The 20,181-nt window shown below is 72.1% G+C and carries 14 protein-coding genes; 7 read left to right on the plus strand and 7 right to left on the minus strand.

The genetic code is table 11. The features are described from left to right. Positions 1-352: 352 nt before the first annotated feature. The 5 genes from ACIQ9E_RS08095 to ACIQ9E_RS08115 all read left to right on the plus strand — a co-directional run bounded on the left by ACIQ9E_RS08095 (position 353) and on the right by ACIQ9E_RS08115 (position 5,817). A complete protein-coding gene (locus ACIQ9E_RS08095) occupies positions 353-1,540 on the plus strand; it encodes a low temperature requirement protein A (RefSeq protein ID WP_403703733.1) in 1,188 nt (395 codons plus the stop codon). Positions 1,541-1,843: 303 nt separating this feature from the next. After that, positions 1,844-3,727: an amidohydrolase gene (locus tag ACIQ9E_RS08100; protein ID WP_403703736.1), complete on the plus strand. Its 1,884-nt coding sequence runs from the start codon at positions 1,844-1,846 to the stop codon at positions 3,725-3,727. A 133-nt stretch (positions 3,728-3,860) separates the two neighbouring features. Further along, positions 3,861-4,523: a hydrolase gene (locus tag ACIQ9E_RS08105; RefSeq protein ID WP_403704064.1), complete on the plus strand. Its 663-nt coding sequence runs from the start codon at positions 3,861-3,863 to the stop codon at positions 4,521-4,523. Between the two features lie 54 nt (positions 4,524-4,577). After that, positions 4,578-5,102: a DoxX family protein gene (locus tag ACIQ9E_RS08110; RefSeq protein WP_403703739.1), complete on the plus strand. Its 525-nt coding sequence runs from the start codon at positions 4,578-4,580 to the stop codon at positions 5,100-5,102. Then, positions 5,083-5,817: a YoaK family protein gene (locus ACIQ9E_RS08115; protein ID WP_403703742.1), complete on the plus strand. Its 735-nt coding sequence runs from the start codon at positions 5,083-5,085 to the stop codon at positions 5,815-5,817. The genes ACIQ9E_RS08110 and ACIQ9E_RS08115 overlap by 20 nt, the downstream gene beginning before the upstream one ends. Before the next feature lie 124 nt (positions 5,818-5,941). Here ACIQ9E_RS08115 and ACIQ9E_RS08120 read toward each other — a convergent pair whose 3' ends face one another. The 4 genes from ACIQ9E_RS08120 to ACIQ9E_RS08135 form a co-directional block, all read right to left on the minus strand. Further along, positions 5,942-6,799 carry a helix-turn-helix domain-containing protein gene (locus ACIQ9E_RS08120; RefSeq protein WP_403703744.1) on the minus strand — a complete coding sequence of 286 codons (858 nt, stop codon included), beginning with the start codon at positions 6,797-6,799 and terminating at the stop codon, positions 5,942-5,944. Positions 6,800-7,050: 251 nt separating this feature from the next. Then, on the minus strand, positions 7,051-8,853 hold the full coding sequence (locus tag ACIQ9E_RS08125) for a BTAD domain-containing putative transcriptional regulator (protein WP_403704067.1): 1,803 nt from the start codon (positions 8,851-8,853) through the stop codon (positions 7,051-7,053). Positions 8,854-9,057: 204 nt separating this feature from the next. Next, on the minus strand, positions 9,058-11,886 hold the full coding sequence (locus tag ACIQ9E_RS08130) for an AfsR/SARP family transcriptional regulator (RefSeq protein WP_403703747.1): 2,829 nt from the start codon (positions 11,884-11,886) through the stop codon (positions 9,058-9,060). Positions 11,887-12,086: 200 nt separating this feature from the next. Further along, positions 12,087-12,983 carry a helix-turn-helix transcriptional regulator gene (locus ACIQ9E_RS08135; RefSeq protein WP_403703750.1) on the minus strand — a complete coding sequence of 299 codons (897 nt, stop codon included), beginning with the start codon at positions 12,981-12,983 and terminating at the stop codon, positions 12,087-12,089. Positions 12,984-13,264: 281 nt separating this feature from the next. On the opposite strand from ACIQ9E_RS08135, the gene ACIQ9E_RS08140 reads away from it, so the two are divergent. Next, a complete protein-coding gene (locus tag ACIQ9E_RS08140) occupies positions 13,265-14,026 on the plus strand; it encodes a nuclear transport factor 2 family protein (RefSeq protein ID WP_403703753.1) in 762 nt (253 codons plus the stop codon). Positions 14,027-14,744: 718 nt separating this feature from the next. Here ACIQ9E_RS08140 and ACIQ9E_RS08145 read toward each other — a convergent pair. Next, positions 14,745-15,965 carry an LLM class flavin-dependent oxidoreductase gene (locus tag ACIQ9E_RS08145; protein WP_403703756.1) on the minus strand — a complete coding sequence of 407 codons (1,221 nt, stop codon included), beginning with the start codon at positions 15,963-15,965 and terminating at the stop codon, positions 14,745-14,747. 291 nt (positions 15,966-16,256) lie between these two features. Beyond that, positions 16,257-18,605, minus strand: coding sequence for a discoidin domain-containing protein (locus ACIQ9E_RS08150; protein ID WP_403703758.1), 2,349 nt, complete (start codon positions 18,603-18,605; stop codon positions 16,257-16,259). Positions 18,606-19,402: 797 nt separating this feature from the next. On the opposite strand from ACIQ9E_RS08150, the gene ACIQ9E_RS08155 reads away from it, so the two are divergent. Beyond that, a complete protein-coding gene (locus tag ACIQ9E_RS08155; RefSeq protein WP_403703761.1) occupies positions 19,403-19,537 on the plus strand; it encodes a hypothetical protein in 135 nt (44 codons plus the stop codon). Between the two features lie 418 nt (positions 19,538-19,955). Here ACIQ9E_RS08155 and ACIQ9E_RS08160 read toward each other — a convergent pair whose 3' ends face one another. Then, positions 19,956-20,105, minus strand: coding sequence for a hypothetical protein (locus tag ACIQ9E_RS08160; protein ID WP_403703764.1), 150 nt, complete (start codon positions 20,103-20,105; stop codon positions 19,956-19,958). Between the last annotated feature and the right edge of the window lie 76 nt (positions 20,106-20,181).

Here is a 20,181-nt window from a genome sequence, read left to right on the forward strand (position 1 = left end):
TCCCGCGGCACCGTACGGACCGGGCGCGGCTTCGGTGCCGATTCCCGCCTTGGAGCGGGCAAGGAGCGCAAGCGCTCCACGCACCGACCAGCAGTGCTGCCCATGCGCCGCGACTGGTCACTTGGTGCAGATCAGCAACCTGGCCGTCACCGGACAAGGCCGAAGCGCCCGCCGCTCGTACCGGGGCGCCGGCTCGGGCCGGTGATCACATGTGTCTGTTCGCTACCGGGCAACTGCCCATGCGCCGAGGGACCGCGGCAGGTTTCGGCCGATGTCCAGGGTGGCGAGGGGCAAGCCGTTCCCTTCACCGGTTCGTGGGACCGGCGGCCGGCCCCTCGACACGAGGAGATCCATGACCGAGCGGGGGCCGCGCGCCGCGCGCCTGACCATGAAGGGCCGGGACCCGAGCGAGGCGCACCGGGCCGCGAGCCCCCTGGAACTACTCTTCGACCTCTGCTTCGTGATCGCCGTGGCACAGGCGTCCCACGGTCTGGGCGACGCGGTGGCCGAAGGGCACCACGTCGCGGGTGTGCTGCGTTACGCGGTGGTGTTCTTCACCATCTGGTGGGCGTGGATGAACTTCACCTGGCTGGCCTCCGCCTACGACCCGGACACTGTGCCGTACCGACTGGCGGTACTGCTCCAGATCGCGGGATCCCTCGTTCTCGCGGCCGGTGTCCCGCGGGCCTTCGTCGAGGACGACCTCCTTCTGGTCACCCTCGGGTACGTTCTGCTGCGCACCACGCTGACGGGTCTGTGGCTTCAGGTGGCGCGGTCGGACCCGGCACGCCGTCGGACCGCACTGCGATTCGCATTCGGTGTGACGGTCTGCCAGGCCGGCTGGGTGGTGTTGCTGTTCCTTCCCGAAAGGATCCGGCTCTTCGGTGTGATCGTGATGATCGTGGCCGAGACGGCCGTGCCGGCGTGGGCGCAGGCCGCGGGGACAACACCCTGGCACCCCGGCCACATCGCCGAGCGCTACGGCCTGTTCCTGCTCATCGTGCTCGGCGAGTCGATCGCGGCAGCCACGACGGCCATACGCGAGGCATTCGGTCAGGAGCACGGTTCCGGGGCGCTCCTCTCGCTCGCGGTGGGCGGATTGCTGACGGTCTTCGGCATGTGGTGGCTGTACTTCGCCCGTGCAGCGCACACCCTGCTCGCGACCACGCACCGGGCCGGCCGCCGCAGATTCACCTGGGCGTACGGCCACTATCTGGTCTTCGCGGCCGCGGCAGCCGAGGGAGCCGGGCTGGCCGCGTACGCGCAACTGCTCACCGGGCCCGGTCCGGCGCCCGCCCAGGCCGCGGGCGCCGCGGTCACCGTGCCGCTGGCCGTCTTCCTGATGACGGTGTGGGTCGTGCACGTGCGGCCTCACCGGCGCGGTTCGGTGGGAGAGTGGGGATATCCGGCCGTGGCCGCGGTGCTGCCGGCCATCGCTTTCCTGCCCCAGCCGGCGCTCGTGGCGGGCCTGCTGTCGGCGGCGCTCGTCGGGGTGGTCGAGGTGACGGACCGAGCGAGTGCCGCAGGGCGGGCCCGATGAGATGAACTCCGGTCGTCGGGCCGGACATGCGCCTCTCCGGACCGGACGTGATGCCCGCCGGTGAACCACCGCGCTCCCCGGCGGACGGGACGCGCGGATGCAGTGCCGACACCAGTGCACGGTCAGGACTGCATCGGTGCACTCGCAGGAAAGGCACCGGAGCCGGCCCGGCCTAACGTCGGTCGGGCAGGCGGACGCCGTGACCGTCGGCATCTGCCCCCCTCTTCCCCGGAGCGGTACCGCGCACATCGTCTCGCCCTCCGCTCGTCCCATTCCCGAAAGGGGTTGCCGAACGTGTCGCCCATGCCCGTCGGCGGGTACCTCCCCCGAGCCACCGATGCCACCGACGCCGCCGACCTCGTCGTCCGCAATGCGGCCATCCACACCGGCGAACCCCGATGCCCGCAGGCGGAAGCGCTCGCCGTCAGAGACGGCGTGATCTCGGCCGTCGGGAACGACAAGGACGTGGCCTCGCTCATCGGTCCACGGACCAAGGTCGTCGACGCCCTCGGCCGCCGGATGGTCCCCGGTCTCAACGATGCTCATCTGCATGTGATCCGGGGCGGTCTCAACTATGTGCTGGAGCTGCGCTGGGACGGTGTGCGGTCGCTGCGGCAGGGGCTCGCCATGCTGCGTGAGCAAGCCCTGCGGACACCGAAGGGGCAGTGGGTGCGAGTGGTCGGCGGCTGGTCGGCCGAGCAGTTCGCCGAGCGGCGACTGCCGACCGTGGCCGAGCTGAACGCGGCGGCCCCGGACACCCCGGTGTTCGTGCTGCACCTCTACCAGTCCGCCGTGCTCAACCGGGCCGCCCTGAAGGCCGCCGGCTTCGGCAAGGACACGCCCGACCCCCGGGGCGGCCAGATCGTGCGCGGCCGGGACGGGGAGCCGACGGGCCTGCTGCTGGCCGCACCCAGCGCGCTCATCCTGTACTCGACGCTCGCCGGGGCCCCGGTGCTGGAGGGCGAGGACCGCAAGATCTCGACGCGGCACTTCCTGCGGGAACTCAACCGGTTCGGGCTCACCTCCGCAATCGATGCCGCGGGCGGGTTCCAGAACTTCCCCGAGAACTACTCCACCGTCGTCGAACTCGCCGCCGAGGGCGCGCTGTCGCTGCGGATCGCCTATCACCTCTTCCCGCAGACCGCGGGGCAGGAGCTGGACGATCTGCGGCGGTGGATCGAAACGACCCGCCCCGGGGACGGAGACGCCTGGCTGCGCCTCAACGGCGCGGGCGAGAACCTCACCTGGGCGGCGGCGGACTTCGAGAATTTCGCCCAGCCCCGCCCCGCGCTCGGTGACTACGAAGCCGAGTTCGAGAAGGCGGTGCGGCTGCTCATGGAGAACGGCTGGGGGTTCCGGCTCCACGCGACGTACGACGAGACCATCCGGCGCGATCTCGCGGTCTTCGAGAAACTCGCCGCCGAGGGGCTCTTCCCGGCCGGCAACCGCTGGCTGTTCGACCACGCGGAGACCGTCTCGCCGGACAGCCTGGACCGCATCGCCGCCCTGGGCGGCACGATGTCCGTGCAGAACCGGCTGTCCTTCCAGGGCGAGGCGTTCCTGCGCCGCTACGGCCCCGGTGCAGCCGCGGACGCCCCGCCGCTGCGCGCGATGCTCGGGCGCGGGCTGACCGTGGCCGCGGGCACGGACGCCACCCGGGTCTCCACGTACAACCCGTGGGTGGCCCTGCACTGGCTGGTCAGCGGTCGCAGCCTGGGCGGTCTCGCCCTGCGTCCGCCGTCGAACCGCGTGGACCGGACCACGGCGCTGGAGATGTTCACCCGTGCGGGCGCCGCGCTCACCGGCGAAGAGGACGTCAAGGGAGTACTGCGCCCCGGCTGTTACGCGGATCTCGCGGTGCTGTCGGAGGACTACTTCACGGTCGCCGAACCGGAAATCGAGCACATCGAGTCACTGCTGACCGTCACCGGCGGCCGGATCGTGTACGCGGCCGCGGAATACGAGGGCCTGGACGAGGAGCTGCCCGCGGTCAGCCCCGGCTGGAGCCCCGTGGCGCACTTCGGCGGCTACCAGTCGGGCAGGCGGTCCCCGGTTCCCGGGGTGCGGCAGGCACAGCTGATCGGCGAAGCCGTCGCGGAGTCCGAGCAGCTCCGGCTCTGGCGCGCGGGCCGGGGGTTCACCCCGCACCCCACGGGCGCGCTCTTCGATCCCTGCTTCGCTCTCTGACCCCCGGCGGGGGACGGCGCGACACCAGCCGTCCCCCGCCGGGCCGGCCACCACAAACCCCGTCCACCGGACGGCGTTATCGCGGCGCGGACAGCCGTCCGCGCCGGAACCATCCATGGAAAGGCTGACCCTTATGGTCGACATCGCCGAGGTCACCGCGGCTCCCGGCCCGGACCTGCTGACCCCCGACAACTGCGCAGTGCTCTTGGTGGACCACCAGCCCCAGATGTTCTTCGCCACGGGCAGCGGCGACCGCACCGCGATCATCAACGCGACGGTGGGACTCGCCAAGGCCGCCCAGGTCTTCGGTGTGCCGATCGTGCTGAGCACCGTGGCCGCCGAGTCCTTCTCCGGCCCGCTCCTGCCGCAGCTCGCCTCGCTCGACCCGAACAACAAAATCGTCGACCGCACCACGATGAACGCCTGGGAGGACGAGGCCTTCGTCGAGGCGGTCAAGGCGACCGGCCGTACGAAGCTGGTCATCGCCGGTCTGTGGACCGAGGTCTGTGTGGTCGGGCCCGTCCTCTCGGCACTCGCCCAGGGCTACGAGGTCTACGTCGTCGCCGACGCGTCCGGCGGCGTGAGCCCGGAGGCCCATGAGCATGCCCTGCAGCGGATGCTGGCCGCCGGGGCCGTGCCGGTCACCTGGGTGCAGGTGCTGCTGGAACTCCAGCGCGACTGGGCGCGGACGGAGACGTACAAGGCGGTGACGGAGCTGGTCAAGGAGCACGGCGGCGCCTACGGCATCGGTGTCGTCTACGCCCAGGCCGTCATCGGCGAGCATGCCGTCGGCTGACGCTCCGGTTCGGGCGACGCTGATCAACTCCGAGTCGGGAACGGCGGAAGAACGATGGACGCTGGGCTGCTGCTCGTCCGGCTGGTGGTGGGACTGCTCATCGCCGGTCACGGGGTGCAGAAGGTGAGTTACCTGCTGGGCGGCGAAGGGCTGGCGGGGGGTACGGAGGAGTTCCGCCGCGACGGGTTCCGGGGCGGGCGGCTGACCGCCGTCGCCGCGGGAGGCAGCCAGATCGGGGCCGGCCTGTTCCTGTCCGCCGGGCTGCTCACCCCGCTGGCGGCGATGGCCGCCATGGGGGTGATGACGGTCGCGGGCACCGTCAAACGGCCCAAGGGCCTGTGGGTACAGCACGACGGATACGAGTACCCCCTGGTTCTCGTCGTCGTATCGGCCTCGCTGGCCCTGACCGGGCCCGGCCGCTGGTCCCTGGACCATGCGCTGGGTGCGACGCCCTGGCCGGTGTGGATCGTCGCCGCCGCGATCGCGGCCGGGCCGCTGAGCGGACTGCTGACCCGCGTCGCTCTGCACCGCCCGCCGACCGCTCCGGGAGGTGTCCGCCGTGCGCGCACTGCTGACTGACGCCTGCCGGACGCTGGTCCCGCCGCGGGGGGACCGCCACGGGCCGCTGCCTCCGCTGCTGCTGACCCTGACCCTGGTCACCGGGCTGGTGGACGCGGTGAGCTATCTGGCTCTGGGGAAGGTGTTCGTGGCCAACATGACCGGCAACGTGGTCTTCCTCGGCTTCGCCCTCACGGGTGCCGACGGGCTGTCCGCGCTCGCGTCGGTCGTGTCGTTGACGGCGTTCCTGGCGGGGGCGCTCGCCGGGGGCCGCCTGGGCCCGCGGTTCGCCGGGAACCGCGGGCGGCTGCTGGCCGTGGCCACCGCGGTGCAAGCAGTTCTGATCGCCGCCGCCGTGGTCGTCGCCGCCATCGGGGGCGAGGTCACCACCGCGGTCCGGTATGCCCTCATCGTGCTCCTCGGCCTGGCGATGGGCGCTCAGAACGCAGTCGTCCGGCGCCTCGGCGTGCCGGACCTCACCACGACCGTGCTGACACTGACCCTGACCGGGCTCGCCGCGGACTCCACCTCTGCCGGCGGCAAGGCGCCGCGCCCCGGGCGTCGGATCATGTCCGTTCTGGTCATGTTCCTGGGTGCCCTGGTGGGTGCCGTGCTCATCGAGTACGACCTGTTCGTCGCGCTGTTGGGCCTGGTCCTGCTGCTCGTGGTCGTCACGTCGGTGATGGCGTACCGCCTGTCGGCCGGCGGCGCGGCATGGACTCCGCCGCCTTCCTGACCGGCCCGGCGCGTGCGGGCGACCGGACCCCGGAGGTCCGGTCGCCCGTACACGCGTCCGCCCGTATACGCGTCCGCCCGTACGTCGGTCCGCGTGTACGGCTGTCCGGATATCTGCCCACGGATCAGCCCCGGTCTCCTTCCGTGCGCCGGCCCGAGGTCTCCCGCCACTCACTGGGCGACATCCCGTACGCGGCCCGGAACACCCGGCTGAAGTGGGGAGGGCTGACGAAACCCCAGCGGCCCGCCACGGCGGCGATCGTCCGTTGGGATCCGCCGCGCGGCAGCAGTTCGCGACGGCACTCCTCCAGACGCCGGCGCTGGATCCAGCGGCTGACGGTCAGCCCCTGCTCCTGGAACAACTTGTGCAGGTAGCGGACGGAGATGTGGTTGGCGTCGGCGATCATCTCCGGCGACAGGCCGGCATCGGCCAGGTGCAGCTCCACGTGGTCGAGGATCCGGGACAGGAGCGACAGCTCGACACCGCAGGACGGTGGCTCCGCACGTCGCAGTTGCTCGGCGGCGGCCGTGGCCAGCAGGTTCACCCCGTCGCGCACGAGTGCCTCGCTGACAGCGGGCTCGGAGTGGGCAGCTGAGTCGGCGAGACCGGAGAGGAAAGGCGACAGCAGGGCACCGAGGCGCGAGCCACCGGTGACGGGTGACCTGTTGAGTCCGTGCAGGACCGGTTCCGACAGCCCGAGTGCGGTGCGCGACACGAGGAAGACTTTGGTGCGGAACACTGCGGGGAAGTCGAGCGACGTCGGCTGATGGGCGTCGTAGAAGCAGATGTCGCCGGGAGCGAGGGCGATCTCCGCGGGGAGTTGCAGACAGGGCGTGATGCCACCGTGTACGCCGACGAAGAGGTACTCACCGCTGTCCCGGGCGACGAACCGGACCGGACGCCGGGCGAGGCCCGCCACGATGCCATTGACGGGTCTGGCGGTGCGCGGCAGGGCGGTCGGGGTGGCTTCGGATGTGACCACGTGCAGGCCGTGGGGCAACCGGCGCTTCGCCTCCGGCCCCATCGGGGCTGGTTCGTCGGGACGGGGAGTGATGGTGGAGTGCATCTTCTGCCCTTACCTCCGGGGCTTGTCTGAACGGGAGCCGGGAGTGGGAGCGCTTATGACCTGCGGGTTCGTCGCCGGCGCGGGGGCACCGGGCAGTGCCGTGGGGGCCTCGTCCACTCCGCCTGGAGCGTAGGCAGGCGGGTGTGCAAGAAAAGTGACGCCGGATGTCACCGGTCGGAGCCGTGCTCCTCGGCCAGTTCGGCGGCGAACAGGCGCAGCAGGGGATGGAGGACGTAGTGCGCGGGCCCGTCCTCGGTGAGGAGATGGACGCCGGCGAGCGCGCCCAGACGGGCGCGGGCATCGAGGACGGGCGATTCGGTGAGTGCCGCTGCCGACGTCGGTGTGATCCGGGGTCCCGGGTGCCGGGGCAGCAGCCGGAAGAGCCCGGCGTTCTCTGGCGACAGCGCCCGGTACGAGCACCGGAACGCGGTGCGGACACCGGCCGGGAACGCGTCAAGCCCACTGCCTGACCGGAGTTCCCCGGCGAGGGCGGCGAGCGGGAAACGCGGACGGGCCACAGCGCGGGCTGCGATGGCGGCCAACGCCAGCGGAAGGTGTCCACAGCGGGCCGCGATCTCCCGGACCGCCGCGGTTTCGGCGGCGACACGTGCCGCTCCGATCCGCCGCGCCAGCAGATGTTCCGCTTCCCGGGTGGGCGGGGGGCGCAGCCGCAGCGGGCGGGCGCCGCGGGCCACCAGGGGCGACAGGGTGCGCCTGCTGGTGACGAGGGTGAGGCAGCCCGGCGCGGCAGGCAGCAGTCTTCGCACCTGATCGGTTCCCGCGGCATCGTCGAGGACGACGAGTGCGCGACGTCCGGCCATCAGCTTTCGGTAGAGATCGGCCAGCGCGTCGTCGGTGTCCGGTAGCCCTCCGGCGGGAACGCCGAGCGACACGAGCATGCCTCGCAGGGCTTCCGCGGGGTCGAGCGGTTGGCGGACGGGGTCGAATCCCCCGAGTTCGACGTACAACTGACCGTCGGGAAAGCGGGCGGCGGCCTGGTGGGCCCAGCGGAGGGCGAGGGTGCTCTTGCCCGCTCCGGGAATTCCCCCGATGACGACGGCCGCCGCAGCACCGGCCGTGCCTTCGGCGTCGTCGGCGGCAGCGGTGAGAGCGGCGAGTTCCGCGGCTCGGCCGGTGAAAACGGCAAGATCGGCGGGTAGTTGGGTGGGAGCGGGGCGGAAGGGCACGGATGGGCTCGTCCGCCGCACCTGCTGACGCAGCACCCGGGTGTGGGCCGCGCTCAGCTCCGCCCCGGGGACGGAGCCCAGTTCGGCGGCGAGCCGGCGGCGCGCGGTCTCGTAGGCGGCGAGCGCCTCCGTCCGGGCCCCGACCGCGGCGAGACCGAGGACCAGCCGGGCGTGCAGCGACTCGTTCAGGGGGGCGAGGACGACGGCCTTCCTGATGCTCGGCAGGATCTGCGCGGTGCCGTCGTGGCTCAAGGCCAGATCGGCCGCGGTCGCCGTGGCCCGGACGAGTTCGCGTTCCACTGCCGTGAACGAGGGGTGGGCGCGGACCGCTTCGCGTACGTCCTCGGCGACCCGCCCGCGCCACCGGCCCAGCGCCTCGGTGAACTCCCGCAGCGCGGAATCGGGCCGTCCGGCGGCGGCGAGCCGGGTGCCCCGTCCGGCCTGCTCGCGAAACCGCAGCAGATCGACCTCGGCGCTCTCGGCGTGCAGCAGATAGCCGCCGCCGTGCCGCAGTACACGTCGGCCGGGGGTACGCGGCGCGGTCTCCGGCTCCAGCAGCCGGCGCAGGGAGCCCGCGTGCCGGCGTACCGCGTTCGCCGCGCTCGCGGGGGGCCAGCCGGACCACAGGGCATCGGCGATCTCCCCGAACGGTACGGGGCGGCCGGCCCGCACCAGGAGCAGGGCGAGCAGGGCGCGCTGCTGGGGGGACCCGAGGTCGAGTTCGCTCTCCCCGCGCCATGCGCGCAGGGGTCCCAGTACCTCGAACCGCAGCACCGCCGCCATCCCCGTTCGCACCGACCCGGCCTGCCCCTTGCCCGAAGGGTACGGCGCGGTCGAGGGAACGGGCGTGCCATGCGCCGACGGGCCACGAACCGTGCACGGGCGGGCAAGAATCCTCGGCCGCGGCCCACCCGCCCTCCGCCCGGAGCGGGGTGCGTCGTGGGCCTGCCGCCCGTGCTCGGATCGGGCCGGTCGGACGGCACTGTCTCAGGCTGTCGGTCCGACGTCGGCCCATCCGCTCCGCCGGTCGTCCAGCCGCGCGCTGAGCTGCTCGGCGAAGGGGTGCCCCAATTCGGTGAAGAGGGTGAGCGCCTCCCCCCAGGAATCCCGGGCGGCCTCGACGCCGCCGGTCGCGAGATGGGTGTCGCCCATGCGTTTCAGGGTCTCGGCCTCCAGGTACGGCACACCGAGCTCACGGTAACGGAGCAGGGCGTTCCGATAGCCGGCGAGAGCTTGCGGATGGCGCCCCAGGTGGTGGTGGGCGTAGGCGATGCTGTCCCAGGTGGCGGCCTCTCCGTAACGGTCCCCCAGCTCCTGGAGCATGGTCAGTGCTTGGTAGCAGTGGTGAAGTGCCTCGCGGTACTGGCCGAGCCGGGCGTGGTACCAGCCGACGGAGTTCAGTACGGAAGCCCGACCCGGCCGGTGCCCGGCACCGGTGAACAGGTCGAGCGCCAGCCGGTTGTGGCGCAACGCGCCGTCGATATCGCCCTGCTGGTCGCTCTCCCAGCCGAGGCTGCGGTGGGTGTGGGCCCGGCCGATGTCGTCGTTCAGCTCGACGGCCAGGTCCAGGGCGGCGGCCAGGCGCGGGCGGGACTGGTCGTGCAGGCCGATCCGGCCCTCGGCGCGGGCGAGTCCGCGCAGGGCCCGGGCGGTGGTCCGCGGGTCGTCCAGGCGCCGTGCCAGGTCGAGCGCGGTGCGGTGGGCGGCCAGCCCGTCGTGCCAGTGTCCCCGGCGGTCGAAGAACGGCTCCAGCGACCAGATGAGCCCGCACGCCGTCCGGCCGTGGCCGGACGCGGCGGCTGCCGCGACGACGGCGAGCAGCACGGCGTATTCGGCGGTGAGCCAGGCCAGCGCGCTCCGGTCGTCGGTCACCGCCCCGGCGGCCGTCGCACTCGGGGGGTCGGGGACGGGGTCCGCGGCGGGCGCCAGCAGCGCGTGGGCGGCGTGCGCTGTGGCCGCGTAGTACTGGTACAGCCGGTGTGCGGCGTCCCCGCGTTCGGTCCCGGTGCTGCGGGTGCGGAGGAGTTCGGCTGAGTGGGCGCGGAGCAGGTCGTGGAACGCGTAGCGGCCGGGTGCGTGCTCGGTGAGCAGATGGGCGCCGACGAGTTCGGCGAGCAGCGCTCTGCTCCGCCGTACCGGAATATCGGCGAGAACGGCTGCGGCGGGTGCGGTGAGGTCCGGTCCCGGGTGGAGTGCGAGGAGCCGGAAGAGGCGGGCGGAGTCGGCGCACAGGGCGCCTGTGGACCAGGAGAAGACGGTACCGACGTCTACGGAGACGTCGGGCATGGCGAAGGCGTCAAGGCTGCCGTGCGCTTCGCGTAGTTCGGTGGCGACGGTGGCCAGCGGGAAGTGGGGGCGGGCCGCGGCGCGGGCGGCGAGGCAGGTCAGCGCGAGCGGCAGACCTGCACAGCGTCGGATGATCTCGCCCACCGCGCGGGTTTCGGCAGCGACGCGTTCGACGCCGATGCGGTGGGCGAGCAGCTCCCGCGCCTCCTCGCCGTCGAAGGGGCGCAATGTCAGTGTGTGGGCACCGTGCGCGGCGACCAGACCGGACAGTTCGTTGCGGCTGGTGACGAGGGTGAGGCAGCCGGAGGTGCCGGGCAGCAGCGGCCGTACGTGCTCGGTGTCGCGGGCGTTGTCCACCAGGACGAGGACGCGCCGGCCGGCCAGGACACTGCGGTAGAGCCCCGCCTGGGCGTCCGGGCAGCGCGGGATGTGCTCGGGCGGTACGCCGAGCGCGTCGAGAAAGCCGCGGACTGCGTCCACCGACTGCACGGTCGCCCCCGAGGGATCGTAGCCGCGCAGGTTCACGTAGAGCTGCCCGTCGGGGAAGCGGTCGGCCAGTCGGTGGGCCAGGTGGACGGCGAAGGTGCTTTTGCCGACGCCCGCCATGCCGCTGATCGCCGCGATCGCGACCGTGCCGGGGCCGTCGGGGAACAGGGCGAGTGCCCGGTCCAGCTCCGCCCGGCGTCCGGTGAACGCGGGCAGGTCGTGCGGCAGTTGGGCGGGGGTCGGCAGCGCCTGCGCATACGGCCGGGACGGGGCGGCGGTGGGAGCGGCGTCGATGAGCACGGTGCGGTGTGCGTCGAGGAGTTCGGGTCCGGGGTCGATCCCCAGATCGGTGGCGAGCCGCTCGCGGACCGTATCGTACGTGCTCAGCGCCTCCGCGCGCCGGCCGGTGGCCGCCAGCGCGAGCATCAGCCGGGCCTGGACCGGCTCGTCCAGTGGGTGGTCCGCCGCGGTCCTGCGCACTTCCGGCAGGACCGCGGAGGGCCGGCCGGCCGCGATCGCCGTGTCCGCAGCTTCGCGTACGACCACGAGGCGCTCGTGTTCCAGGGCTGCCAGCGGCAGAAGTGCCCGGGTCTCGGGCGCGAGTCCGGTGGCGACCGGTCCGCGCCACAGGCCCAGGGCCTCGGTGAAGAGGTCCAGCGCCCGCACGGGTGCGTCCTCGGCGGCGGCTTCCCGGGCCTCCTCGTGGAGTTGCCGGAACTCCAGCAGGTCCAGCGAGTCCGCGTCCGTCACCAGCCGGTAGCCGCCGGGGGCCCGGACCAGCCGACGACCGGTGGCCCGGACCGGCAGGCCGGGCTCCAGCAGCCGGCGCAGCGAACCGACATGGCGGCGGATCACGTTGACCGCGCTCCGGGGCGGCCGGGGCCCCCAGAGCGCGGCGACGAGGTCGCTCAACGGGACGGGCTGTCCGGCCCGGATCAGCAGCAGTGCCAGTAACGCCCGCTCCTGGGGGCGTCCGAGATCGAGCTCGGTTCCGGCCCGCCAGGCCCGGACCGGCCCGAGTACCGCAAACCTCACCGGTTCCACCCGTTCGGACTCCTCTCGAAAAGCCGCCGTCACGGCGCTCGACCGTGCGTCACCCCTGCCGCGGCTCAGTATTGCCCAACGTGACGGTGGGGACGGGCGCCCGCGGGCGAGGAGCCCTCCGGCACGCGTGCCGCGGGCCGGGCCGCGCCGAGGGTCACCCCCGTGCCGGAGCCGCACCGGGCGGGCGGCCGTCCGGGACTTCACCTCGCGGGGTGTCCGCGGACCGTGTCGCGGAAGGCGATCGGGGTCTGTCCGGTGCGGTGGTTGAAGTACTTGCTGAAGTGGGTCGCGCTGGAGAAGCCCAGCTGGTCGGCGATGCGCGCGGCGGTCCGGTCGCTGTGGGCCAGCAGGCGTTTGGCTTCGAGGACGACACGACGGTCGATGAACTCCTTGGCGCCGAGGCCGGCGGTGGCGAGGGTGGCCCGGGAGAGGGTGCGCGGCGAGTAGCCGAGCGCCTCGGCGTAGTCCTCGACCCGGCGGGTGCGGCTGAAGTCCTTCTCCACCGCGTCACGGAACCGTAGATAGGTGGCGTCCAGCTCGGGCGCGGGGCTGCCGGCGGGCGTGGTGAGGTGGGCCAGACGCAGGACGAGAACCGCCAGCAGGTGGCGCAGGGCCGCGGTGTGCACCTCCAGGGGCAGGCGGCCAAGGGCGTGGAACTCTGCGGTGAGGTGGTCGGTGGCCAGCCTCAGGGGCGCGACATCGTGGGGAAGGGGCCGCCGCAGGATCGGGGCGTGCGGATCCTCCAGTCGGGCGCCGTCGGTGGTGGCCGGGTCGAGGAAGTCCCGGCGGAACAGGATCAGGGTGCCTTCGGCTTGGGTGAGATCGTCCCACTGCTGGACCTGGCCGGGGCGCACCCAGAGCCAGGGACCGGGGTCGAGTGCGTAGGCGGTGAAGTCGACCGTGTGCCGCAGGGTTCCCTCGGTGAGGGTGATCAGTTGGTGGAATTCCGGGCGCCGGGGAGCCCCGAGCCGCTCGGCGGGTACGCGCCGACGCAGGTCCGCGAGGTGCAGCACTTCGACGCCGGCGGGGGTTCCGACAGGTGCGGCAAAGAAGATCTCCGGGATGCCATGAGCGGCATCGTGTCGCTTTTTGACCATCGTAAGTCGTCAGCGTATCTGATTCATCCTGCTCATGGCCGCTAACTTGAGAGGGTCAGCTCGTCCAGCAGCAAGGGATTGTCGGAAAGAGGAAAGAGATTCCGTCACCTGTGCATCACCCCCTTGTGCCGACGCTGCTGCCGCACACCTCCACGGCGCCGCCCGGTGGGCGGCTCGGATTCCGGTCCGCTTCCCCGACCGCCGTACTCGACCGGCGTCCGACGACGCCCCGTGCCCGGCCTTCCATCCATAACCCGACCTCCCCGAGGAGACGATCCGTCATGAGCAATGCCAGGAACTCCGTCCTGTCCGCCACCGCCGACCTGTTCGGCCGGAAGGACCCGAGCGCGGTGGACCGCTGGGTGGCCGCCGACTACCGCCAGCACAGCTCTCTGGCCGCCGACGGCCCCGAGGCCCTGCGAGAGCTGATAGCCGGGCTGCCGGAGGGCTTCCGTTACGAGGGAGCCCGGGTGATCGCCGACGGCGACCTGGTGGCCCTGCACGGCACGTACCACGGCTTCGGCCCCGGCCCGCTGGTCGCCTTCGACATCTTCCGCGTCGACGCCGACGGCAGGCTCGCCGAACACTGGGACGCCCTGGCCCCGGTGGTCGAGGACACCGCCTCCGGCCGCTCGCAGACCGACGGCCCCGCCGAGGTCACCGCGCCGGAGACGACCGGGGCCAACCGCGCGCTGGTCGCCGATTTCGCGCGGAAGGTCCTGGTCGGGGCCGACTACTCGGTGCTCACCGACTACATCTCGACCGAGACGTACCACCAGCACAACCCGGAGGCCGCCGATGGCCTGGCCGGTTTCGGAGCGGCTGCCGCGATATGGGCCGAGCAGGGCAAGAACCTCCTCTACAAGACGGTCCACAAGGTCATCGCCGAGGGCGAGTTCGTCCTGGTCCAGTCCGAGGGCGAGTTCGGTGTCCCGGTGGCGTACTACGACCTCTTCCGGGTGACCGACGGCAAGATCGTCGAACACTGGGACGTCATCGCTCCCATCCCGCCTGTACTCCCCCACACCAACAGCCTGTTCTGACATCCGCGAGGAAGCGGGCCGCGGGCTCGCCACCGAAGCCCCGAACCCGCCCGAACACTGCGCCGCCGCGGCCGCCTTCGGTGTGGCGCTGGAGGTTGGCGCAGACGGCACCGCGCACCCCCGGCAAGGCCCCCTGTACGCGGCCGGATCCCCGCCGCCGGCCGGCAGGGTACGGATGGTCATGAGCCCGGCCGTCGCCGTCCCCGCACCGGGCGGCCCCGGGCCGTCATCGCCCATCACCGGCCGCCGGACATTCCCGGGTGATTCCGCCACCTGCCGCCGAGGTGGCCCAGAGCGGCGAACCGGCGGAACCGGGAGGCCGCCTGACCGGCACGGTCGTCCTGCGCGCGCACGGTTCCCGTTACGGTCGACTCCGTCCGGCTGACCCTCACAGCGCAACTGGCGCCCTATCCGGCCCTGCCCCCGGAGGCAGCGGAGGGCGGCCGGTACCCGCGCCCCCGGAGGTCATGAGCGAGAGGCCCTCGTCGGAGACGGATCTGCCGGCCGAGCGCGTCCCCGGCGCCGCCGGGAAACCCGCCGCCGGGGAGGAGCGGAGCCTGTCCGTCGCGCCGGCCCTGCCGGCATGGCTGCCGGTGCCGGGCCTCCATGGGCAGGAACTCGGCGGCTGCCTTGGCGTCCGGTTCGGCAACCCGGGCGGAGCGACCACCGGGCCGGGCCGGGTCGACAGCCGGCGCCGGAGTTCTGTTCTCGCGGACCGTCAGGGCTCAGGTGTCTCCGAGGTGCGTTCTCCGAAGTCGGGGCCGGGTCGCTGCAGACCGTCGGCCCTGGCCGCCTGCTCGGCGGCATGTCGGGCCTTCGCCTCGTCAAGCGCGTCGCCCATGCGGCTGTACAGCGCCTCCCTGCGCCCGACCGCGAGGGCTCGTGCGGCGTCGAGACGTTCGAGACTGCCTTGAAAGTGCGGGGCGACCTGCTGCGCGAACAGTTCGAAGTGCTGACGGGTGGCGTCTGCCCTCGCCCATTCGTGCGCCATCATGAGGTAGCAGCCGAAGCCGTGGGACTGCTCTTGCAGCAGGCGGATGTGCCGGATCGCGTCGTCCGGTGTGCCGATTACGCCCATGCCGGATTCGTTGATCCAGTCGATGCGTTCCTTCAGCGTCGAGCCGCCGGGCTCGAAGTGCGGTACCGCAGCTTCATACTGCAGATAGCGGCACCAGTCATCGAGTCCGTACGCGACGTCCTTGTAGGCCTGTTCTTTCGTTTCGGCGATGTGCATCGGTCCGACCAGTCGCCATGCGGCGCGTTCAATCATGGTGCCGAACTGATGGGATCGTTCTTCCATCACGCTCCAGTGCGCGGCGAGCATGTCCAGGTCGCCGACCATGGTCGCGCCGATGGACAGCAGCGCCAACCCGTGCTTGCCTGCGATCCGTGGGCCGGACGGCGAGGCGATCGCCGCGATGCCGACTTCGAAGCAGGGTGTGGTGTACGGGCGTAACTGGCATCTGGCTTCGACGAGGTTGTAGCGGGCGGTCTTCTTGGTAACGGGTTCATCCTGGGTGAGCAACTGGATGAGGACGTCGGTGTCCTCTTCGAGCGCAGACCTCTGTGAGACCGGGTCGATGCCGATCATCGTCGCGTCCGTCGGGAGGGAGCCGGGGCCGAGGCCGAGCATGAATCGGCCCCGGGTGAGGTGATCGAGCAGGATCGCACGGTCCGCCACCCACAGTGGGTTGTGATACGGCAGAGAGAGCACGCCGGTCCCCAGCCTGATGTGTTTGGTCTGGGCTGCGACGTGCGCAATGAAGATCTCTGGGCTGGCGATCAACTCCGATCCGCCGGAGTGGTGTTCGCCGATCCAGGCTTCGTCGTAGCCGAGCTCGTCGAGTTGCTGAAGGGTGGCCACGTCCCGTGCGAAAGCAGTGAGGGGGTTCTGTCCCCGAGCCGTGTGAAACGGTGCCATGAAGACTCCGAAACGCATCTCATGTGTCCTTCCGTAAGATCGGATACAGGCCTGGCGACCCACCGCTGAAGGGCGCCCTCGCGTGGTGCTCGGGCTCCGGGCCGTTCTGGTCGAGGCCTCCGCATTCGCCGACAGCCTGCCCGCCCAGCGCGATGCCGGCGCCTTCACCGAATCCGCCTCCGGCGCCTGAGGAATCCCGTCGGTGCGCTCGCCCTGATCCCGCTCGTACGGGGGTGGGTTCGCCCCCGCCCCGCCTCGGTGACGGGGTGGGGCGAGGGGGTTTCAGGTGGTGGTCGGGAGTGGTGGGGGTCAGGGGATGGTGATGAAGCGGGCGGTGCTGGGGACTCCTTGGGCGTTGAGGGCGAAGAGCATGTAGGTGCCGGGGAGGACGACGCCCCTGTCGGCCGGGATGGAGACCGTATGGGTGTTGGTGCCCGCGGGGGTGGAGGTCAGGGGGACGCGCCGCTGGTCGTTGTCGGTGGAGTGGGTCGCGGCCGCCGCCCGCATCAGCACGAAGGAGGCCACCGGCCCGCCGGTGGTGACCGTGAGCGAAGTGCCCGCGGGGGCCCGGGTCGGTACGCCGCCGGTGATGGCGGGACGCGGTTTGGGTGAGCCGTCCGCGTTGAGCAGGTACGGCGGGGTGAACACGGCTCCGTCGGCGTGGTTGGTGGCGCAGTCGCCGCAGAGGCCGCCGCCGCCGGAGAAGATCCGGCCGTCGGGCAGCAGGTTCGCCACGCTGTGGTAGTTCCGCGGGATGGCCATGGTGGCGAGCGGGGTGAAGCTGCCGGTCGCCGGGTCCCACAGTTCGGGGGTCAGCACGGAGGTGGCGTCGCTGAACGGCACGGGGTACGACTGGCCGCCGAAGACGGCGACCTTGCCGTCGGGCATGACGACGCTGTTGGCGAAGGCGCGGGCCTGGTCCATGTCGCCCGTACGCGCGGCCTGGACCTGGCCGCCGTTGATGCTCACGGTGTACGCGCGCCGGGTGGCGGGCACGTTGTCGTACGCGGGCGAGCCGCCCAGGGTGAGCAGTTTGTCGATGTCGTACGCGACGGCGTTGCCGGTCATGGCGTCCTGGCTGTCGGCGCGGGTGCCGGCCGGGGTGATGCTGCCGTTCCCGGCGGTGGTGATCCAGTTCATCTGCTTGCTCGGGCCGAGCTGGAGCACCTTGCCGCCCGAAGTGGCGTACAGCCACATGTGGTTGTCGGCGCGGTAGGGGCCGGCCGGGTCGGCGGTCATGGTCGAAGTGGCCGGGACGCCGGGGAGCTTGCGCCAGGTGGAGGTGTTCGGGGACCAGACCTCGCCGGCCTTGTCGCCCGGGGCTCCGCTCCAGGACCCGCCGAGGACGAAGGCATCGCCGGTGGAGAGCAGGGTCATCGACTGGTAGCCGCGGGCGATGTTCATGTTGCCGGTCGTGGACCAGGTGTCGGTGGCCGGGTTGTAGATGCTGGCCTTCTCCGCGTTGCTGCCGCCGGTGACCAGGACCCGGCCGTCGGCGAGCATCGCGATGCCCGGGCAGAACATGTCGTGGCCGGTGTTGTCGACGCGGCGCTGGGTGACCTTGCCCGTCTTCAGGTCGAGGATCGCGGTCTGGGTGTAGCCGTTGCTGCCGCCGAAGCGGTCGACCGCGTACGCCGACCAGGCCAGGAGCTTGTCGCCGGGCAGGACGGCGGTGGCCACCGGTACGAGGGGGAATCCGATGGTCCGGTCCCAGGCGCCGTGGGTGGCCGGGTTGGCCGGTCCGCTCAGGCGTATCTCGGCGGCCGTGGTCCAGGGCCCGCGGTTGCCGGCCTCGCCGGTCGCGGTCAGGCGTACGTAGCGGGCGGTCGCGGTGCGGGTGAAGGTGGCGGTCTTGACGGTGTCGTCGTCGCGCCAGGTGCCCGCCGCGACCGGGGCGCCGAAGGTGGTCCCGTCGGTGCTGGTGGTAACGGTGTACGCGCCCGCGCGCCCGTTGGGGCCGTCGTTGCGGGGCTGGTAGACGAGGGCGGAGACGACCGCCGTGCGGTTCATGTCGATGGTGATGCTGTGCGGCAGCGGGGCCGGGGTGCCGGCATACCTGCTGTGCCAGATGGTGGCCGCGTTGCCGTCGAGGACGTTGGCCGCGCGGCCGTTCTCGGCGGCGGTCTCCTCATCGCTCGCCGTGGCCGTCCATCCGGTGCGGGGCAGGTCGACGGTGGCGGCCGGGGTTCCCGGGTCGCCGAGCAGGTTGAGCTCGGCGGCGGTGGTCCACGGGCCTCGGTTGCCGGCCTCGGTGGCAGCGGTGAGGCGGACGAACCGGGCGCCCGTCGGGGCGAATCCGAGGGTCTTGGCGGCGGCGTCGTCCGCGAGGGTGCCGGTGGCGACGGGACTGCCCCAGTTCTGCCCGTCCGCGCTCATGCTGATGCTGTACTCGCCGACGCGCCCGTTGGGGCCGTCGTTGCGGGGCAGGTAGACGAGGCCGGAGACGACCGCCGTGCGGTTCATGTCGATGGTGATGCTGTGCGGCAGCGGGGCCGGGGTGCCGGCATACCTGCTGTGCCAGATGGTGGCCGCATTGCCGTCGAGGACATTGGCCGCGCGGCCGTTCTCGGCAGCGGTCTCCTCATCGCTCGCCGTGACGGTCCATCCGGTCCGGTCGAGTAGCGGAGCCGCCGGCTCCATGGCGTTCGCCGGGGCCACGGCGTGATGCGGCGACGCCTTCGCCGCCTTTTGGCCGACTGGTGCGGACGCCGGCCGGAGCGCTGCCCCGTCGGGGCCGCCACCCGGCCCGGCACTCGCCACGCCGAGCCATGGCGTGGCCCCGACGAGCAACGAGCCGAGGGCAAAGGCGATGAGCAGAGGGGAACGGCGTAACGCTCGGGGGAGAGCGGAGATACGTCTGGGCTGCAATCGGACCTCCTGGGCAGACCGCGGAAGCGGAAAGAGAACGGTGAAGCGCCGACATCGGCTGTGAGCCCGCTGCGAATCTCTTGAACATAAGATCGTCGCACATTAACTCGGGCGCATAACAAGCGAGTTGGCGCAAAACCTCCGCCCTTGTACGCGAAGCCGACGCCTCCGCCGGTGCAGACCCTCGCCGCCGCCGGCGAACCCCTTCGCGTCCTGACCTACGACGGGCTGCGCGCCGCCGAGGCCAAGGGCGCGAAGGGCGGGCGTCGCCCCGCCGTCGCGGCCGCGACGGCCGCCGACGTGCGCACCGCGTACCTGGAAGACAGCTCCATCGCCGCCCTCACCCGCGGCCACCGGGTCAGCCGCGGCACGATCCGGACCGCCGTCGTCGGCCTCCTGCCCGAGCACACCGCCAGCGATGAGGAGGCGCCCGCCCCGGAGCTACCGGTCACACTGGACAGCCGGGCAAGGTCGCCGACTACCTCCGCGCCACCGAGCTGGAGCCCGCCCAGCGCGCCGCGCCCGGCCAAGGGGTGGCCGTACGGCACGGCCGGGGCTGCACCCTGCGCATCAGCGCCGTCCCTGCCGTGCACCGATCGCTCCTCGCCCACTGCCACCCCCTCGACGGCACTCTGGGTATCCCGGCCCTTTCGGCCCGGCGCAAGGCCCGCCGCGAGCACGAGAGCCGCGTCAACGCTCTCGTGGCCGACCACCTGCATTGAGAGCGGTCCTGGAGGTATGGCCCGCCGCCGGTACTGCCACGTGCGCGATGCCGTGCTCCCGGAGACCGCGACACGGCGGCGCCCGTATTGCGATCCGGCCTGACGCGCCCCGGCGGGCCGGGCCCGCCAACGGACCCGGCGGGACGGAAAGCTCGGCCGACTGCTATTCAAGGGATGTCGCACACGACGGGGCCGGAGTTCCGGCGTGTGCACGGGCCTTGGAGCACGGTGTCCTGTCCTTCTCCAGCCCGGTGGCGAAGGCCGCCGCGGGGCGGGGTGTCGGGAAGGGGAGCAAGCGCGGTCAGCAGCTTGCCCGCGCCGTGCCCGCCGAGGGGAGCGCCGCTGCCCCGTTCCGTTCAGCGGCGACGGCGTGCACGGCCAGGCACCCGGCGGCCGGATGCCTGGGCCGTAACCCGGCTTACAGGGTGGCTTTCCACCGGCCGCGGGCGAGTGTGGTCCGGCCGTCGGGGGTGATGGTGGCCTTGGCCCCGTAGACCGGCAGTTCGCCCCAGGTGTTGAGGTAGGTGCGGATAGCCTCCAGCGTGCAACCGCACTCGAAAGGCTCCACTCCCGTGACCTACCAGGACCTTCTCCCGGCCCTTGCCGGAGCGAGCGAGCAGCTCGATTGACAGCGGCCACGCGGA

The sequence above is a fragment of the Streptomyces sp. NPDC094448 genome, assembly GCF_044763775.1.
In the GTDB taxonomy this organism is placed as follows: Bacteria; Actinomycetota; Actinomycetes; order Streptomycetales; family Streptomycetaceae; genus Streptomyces.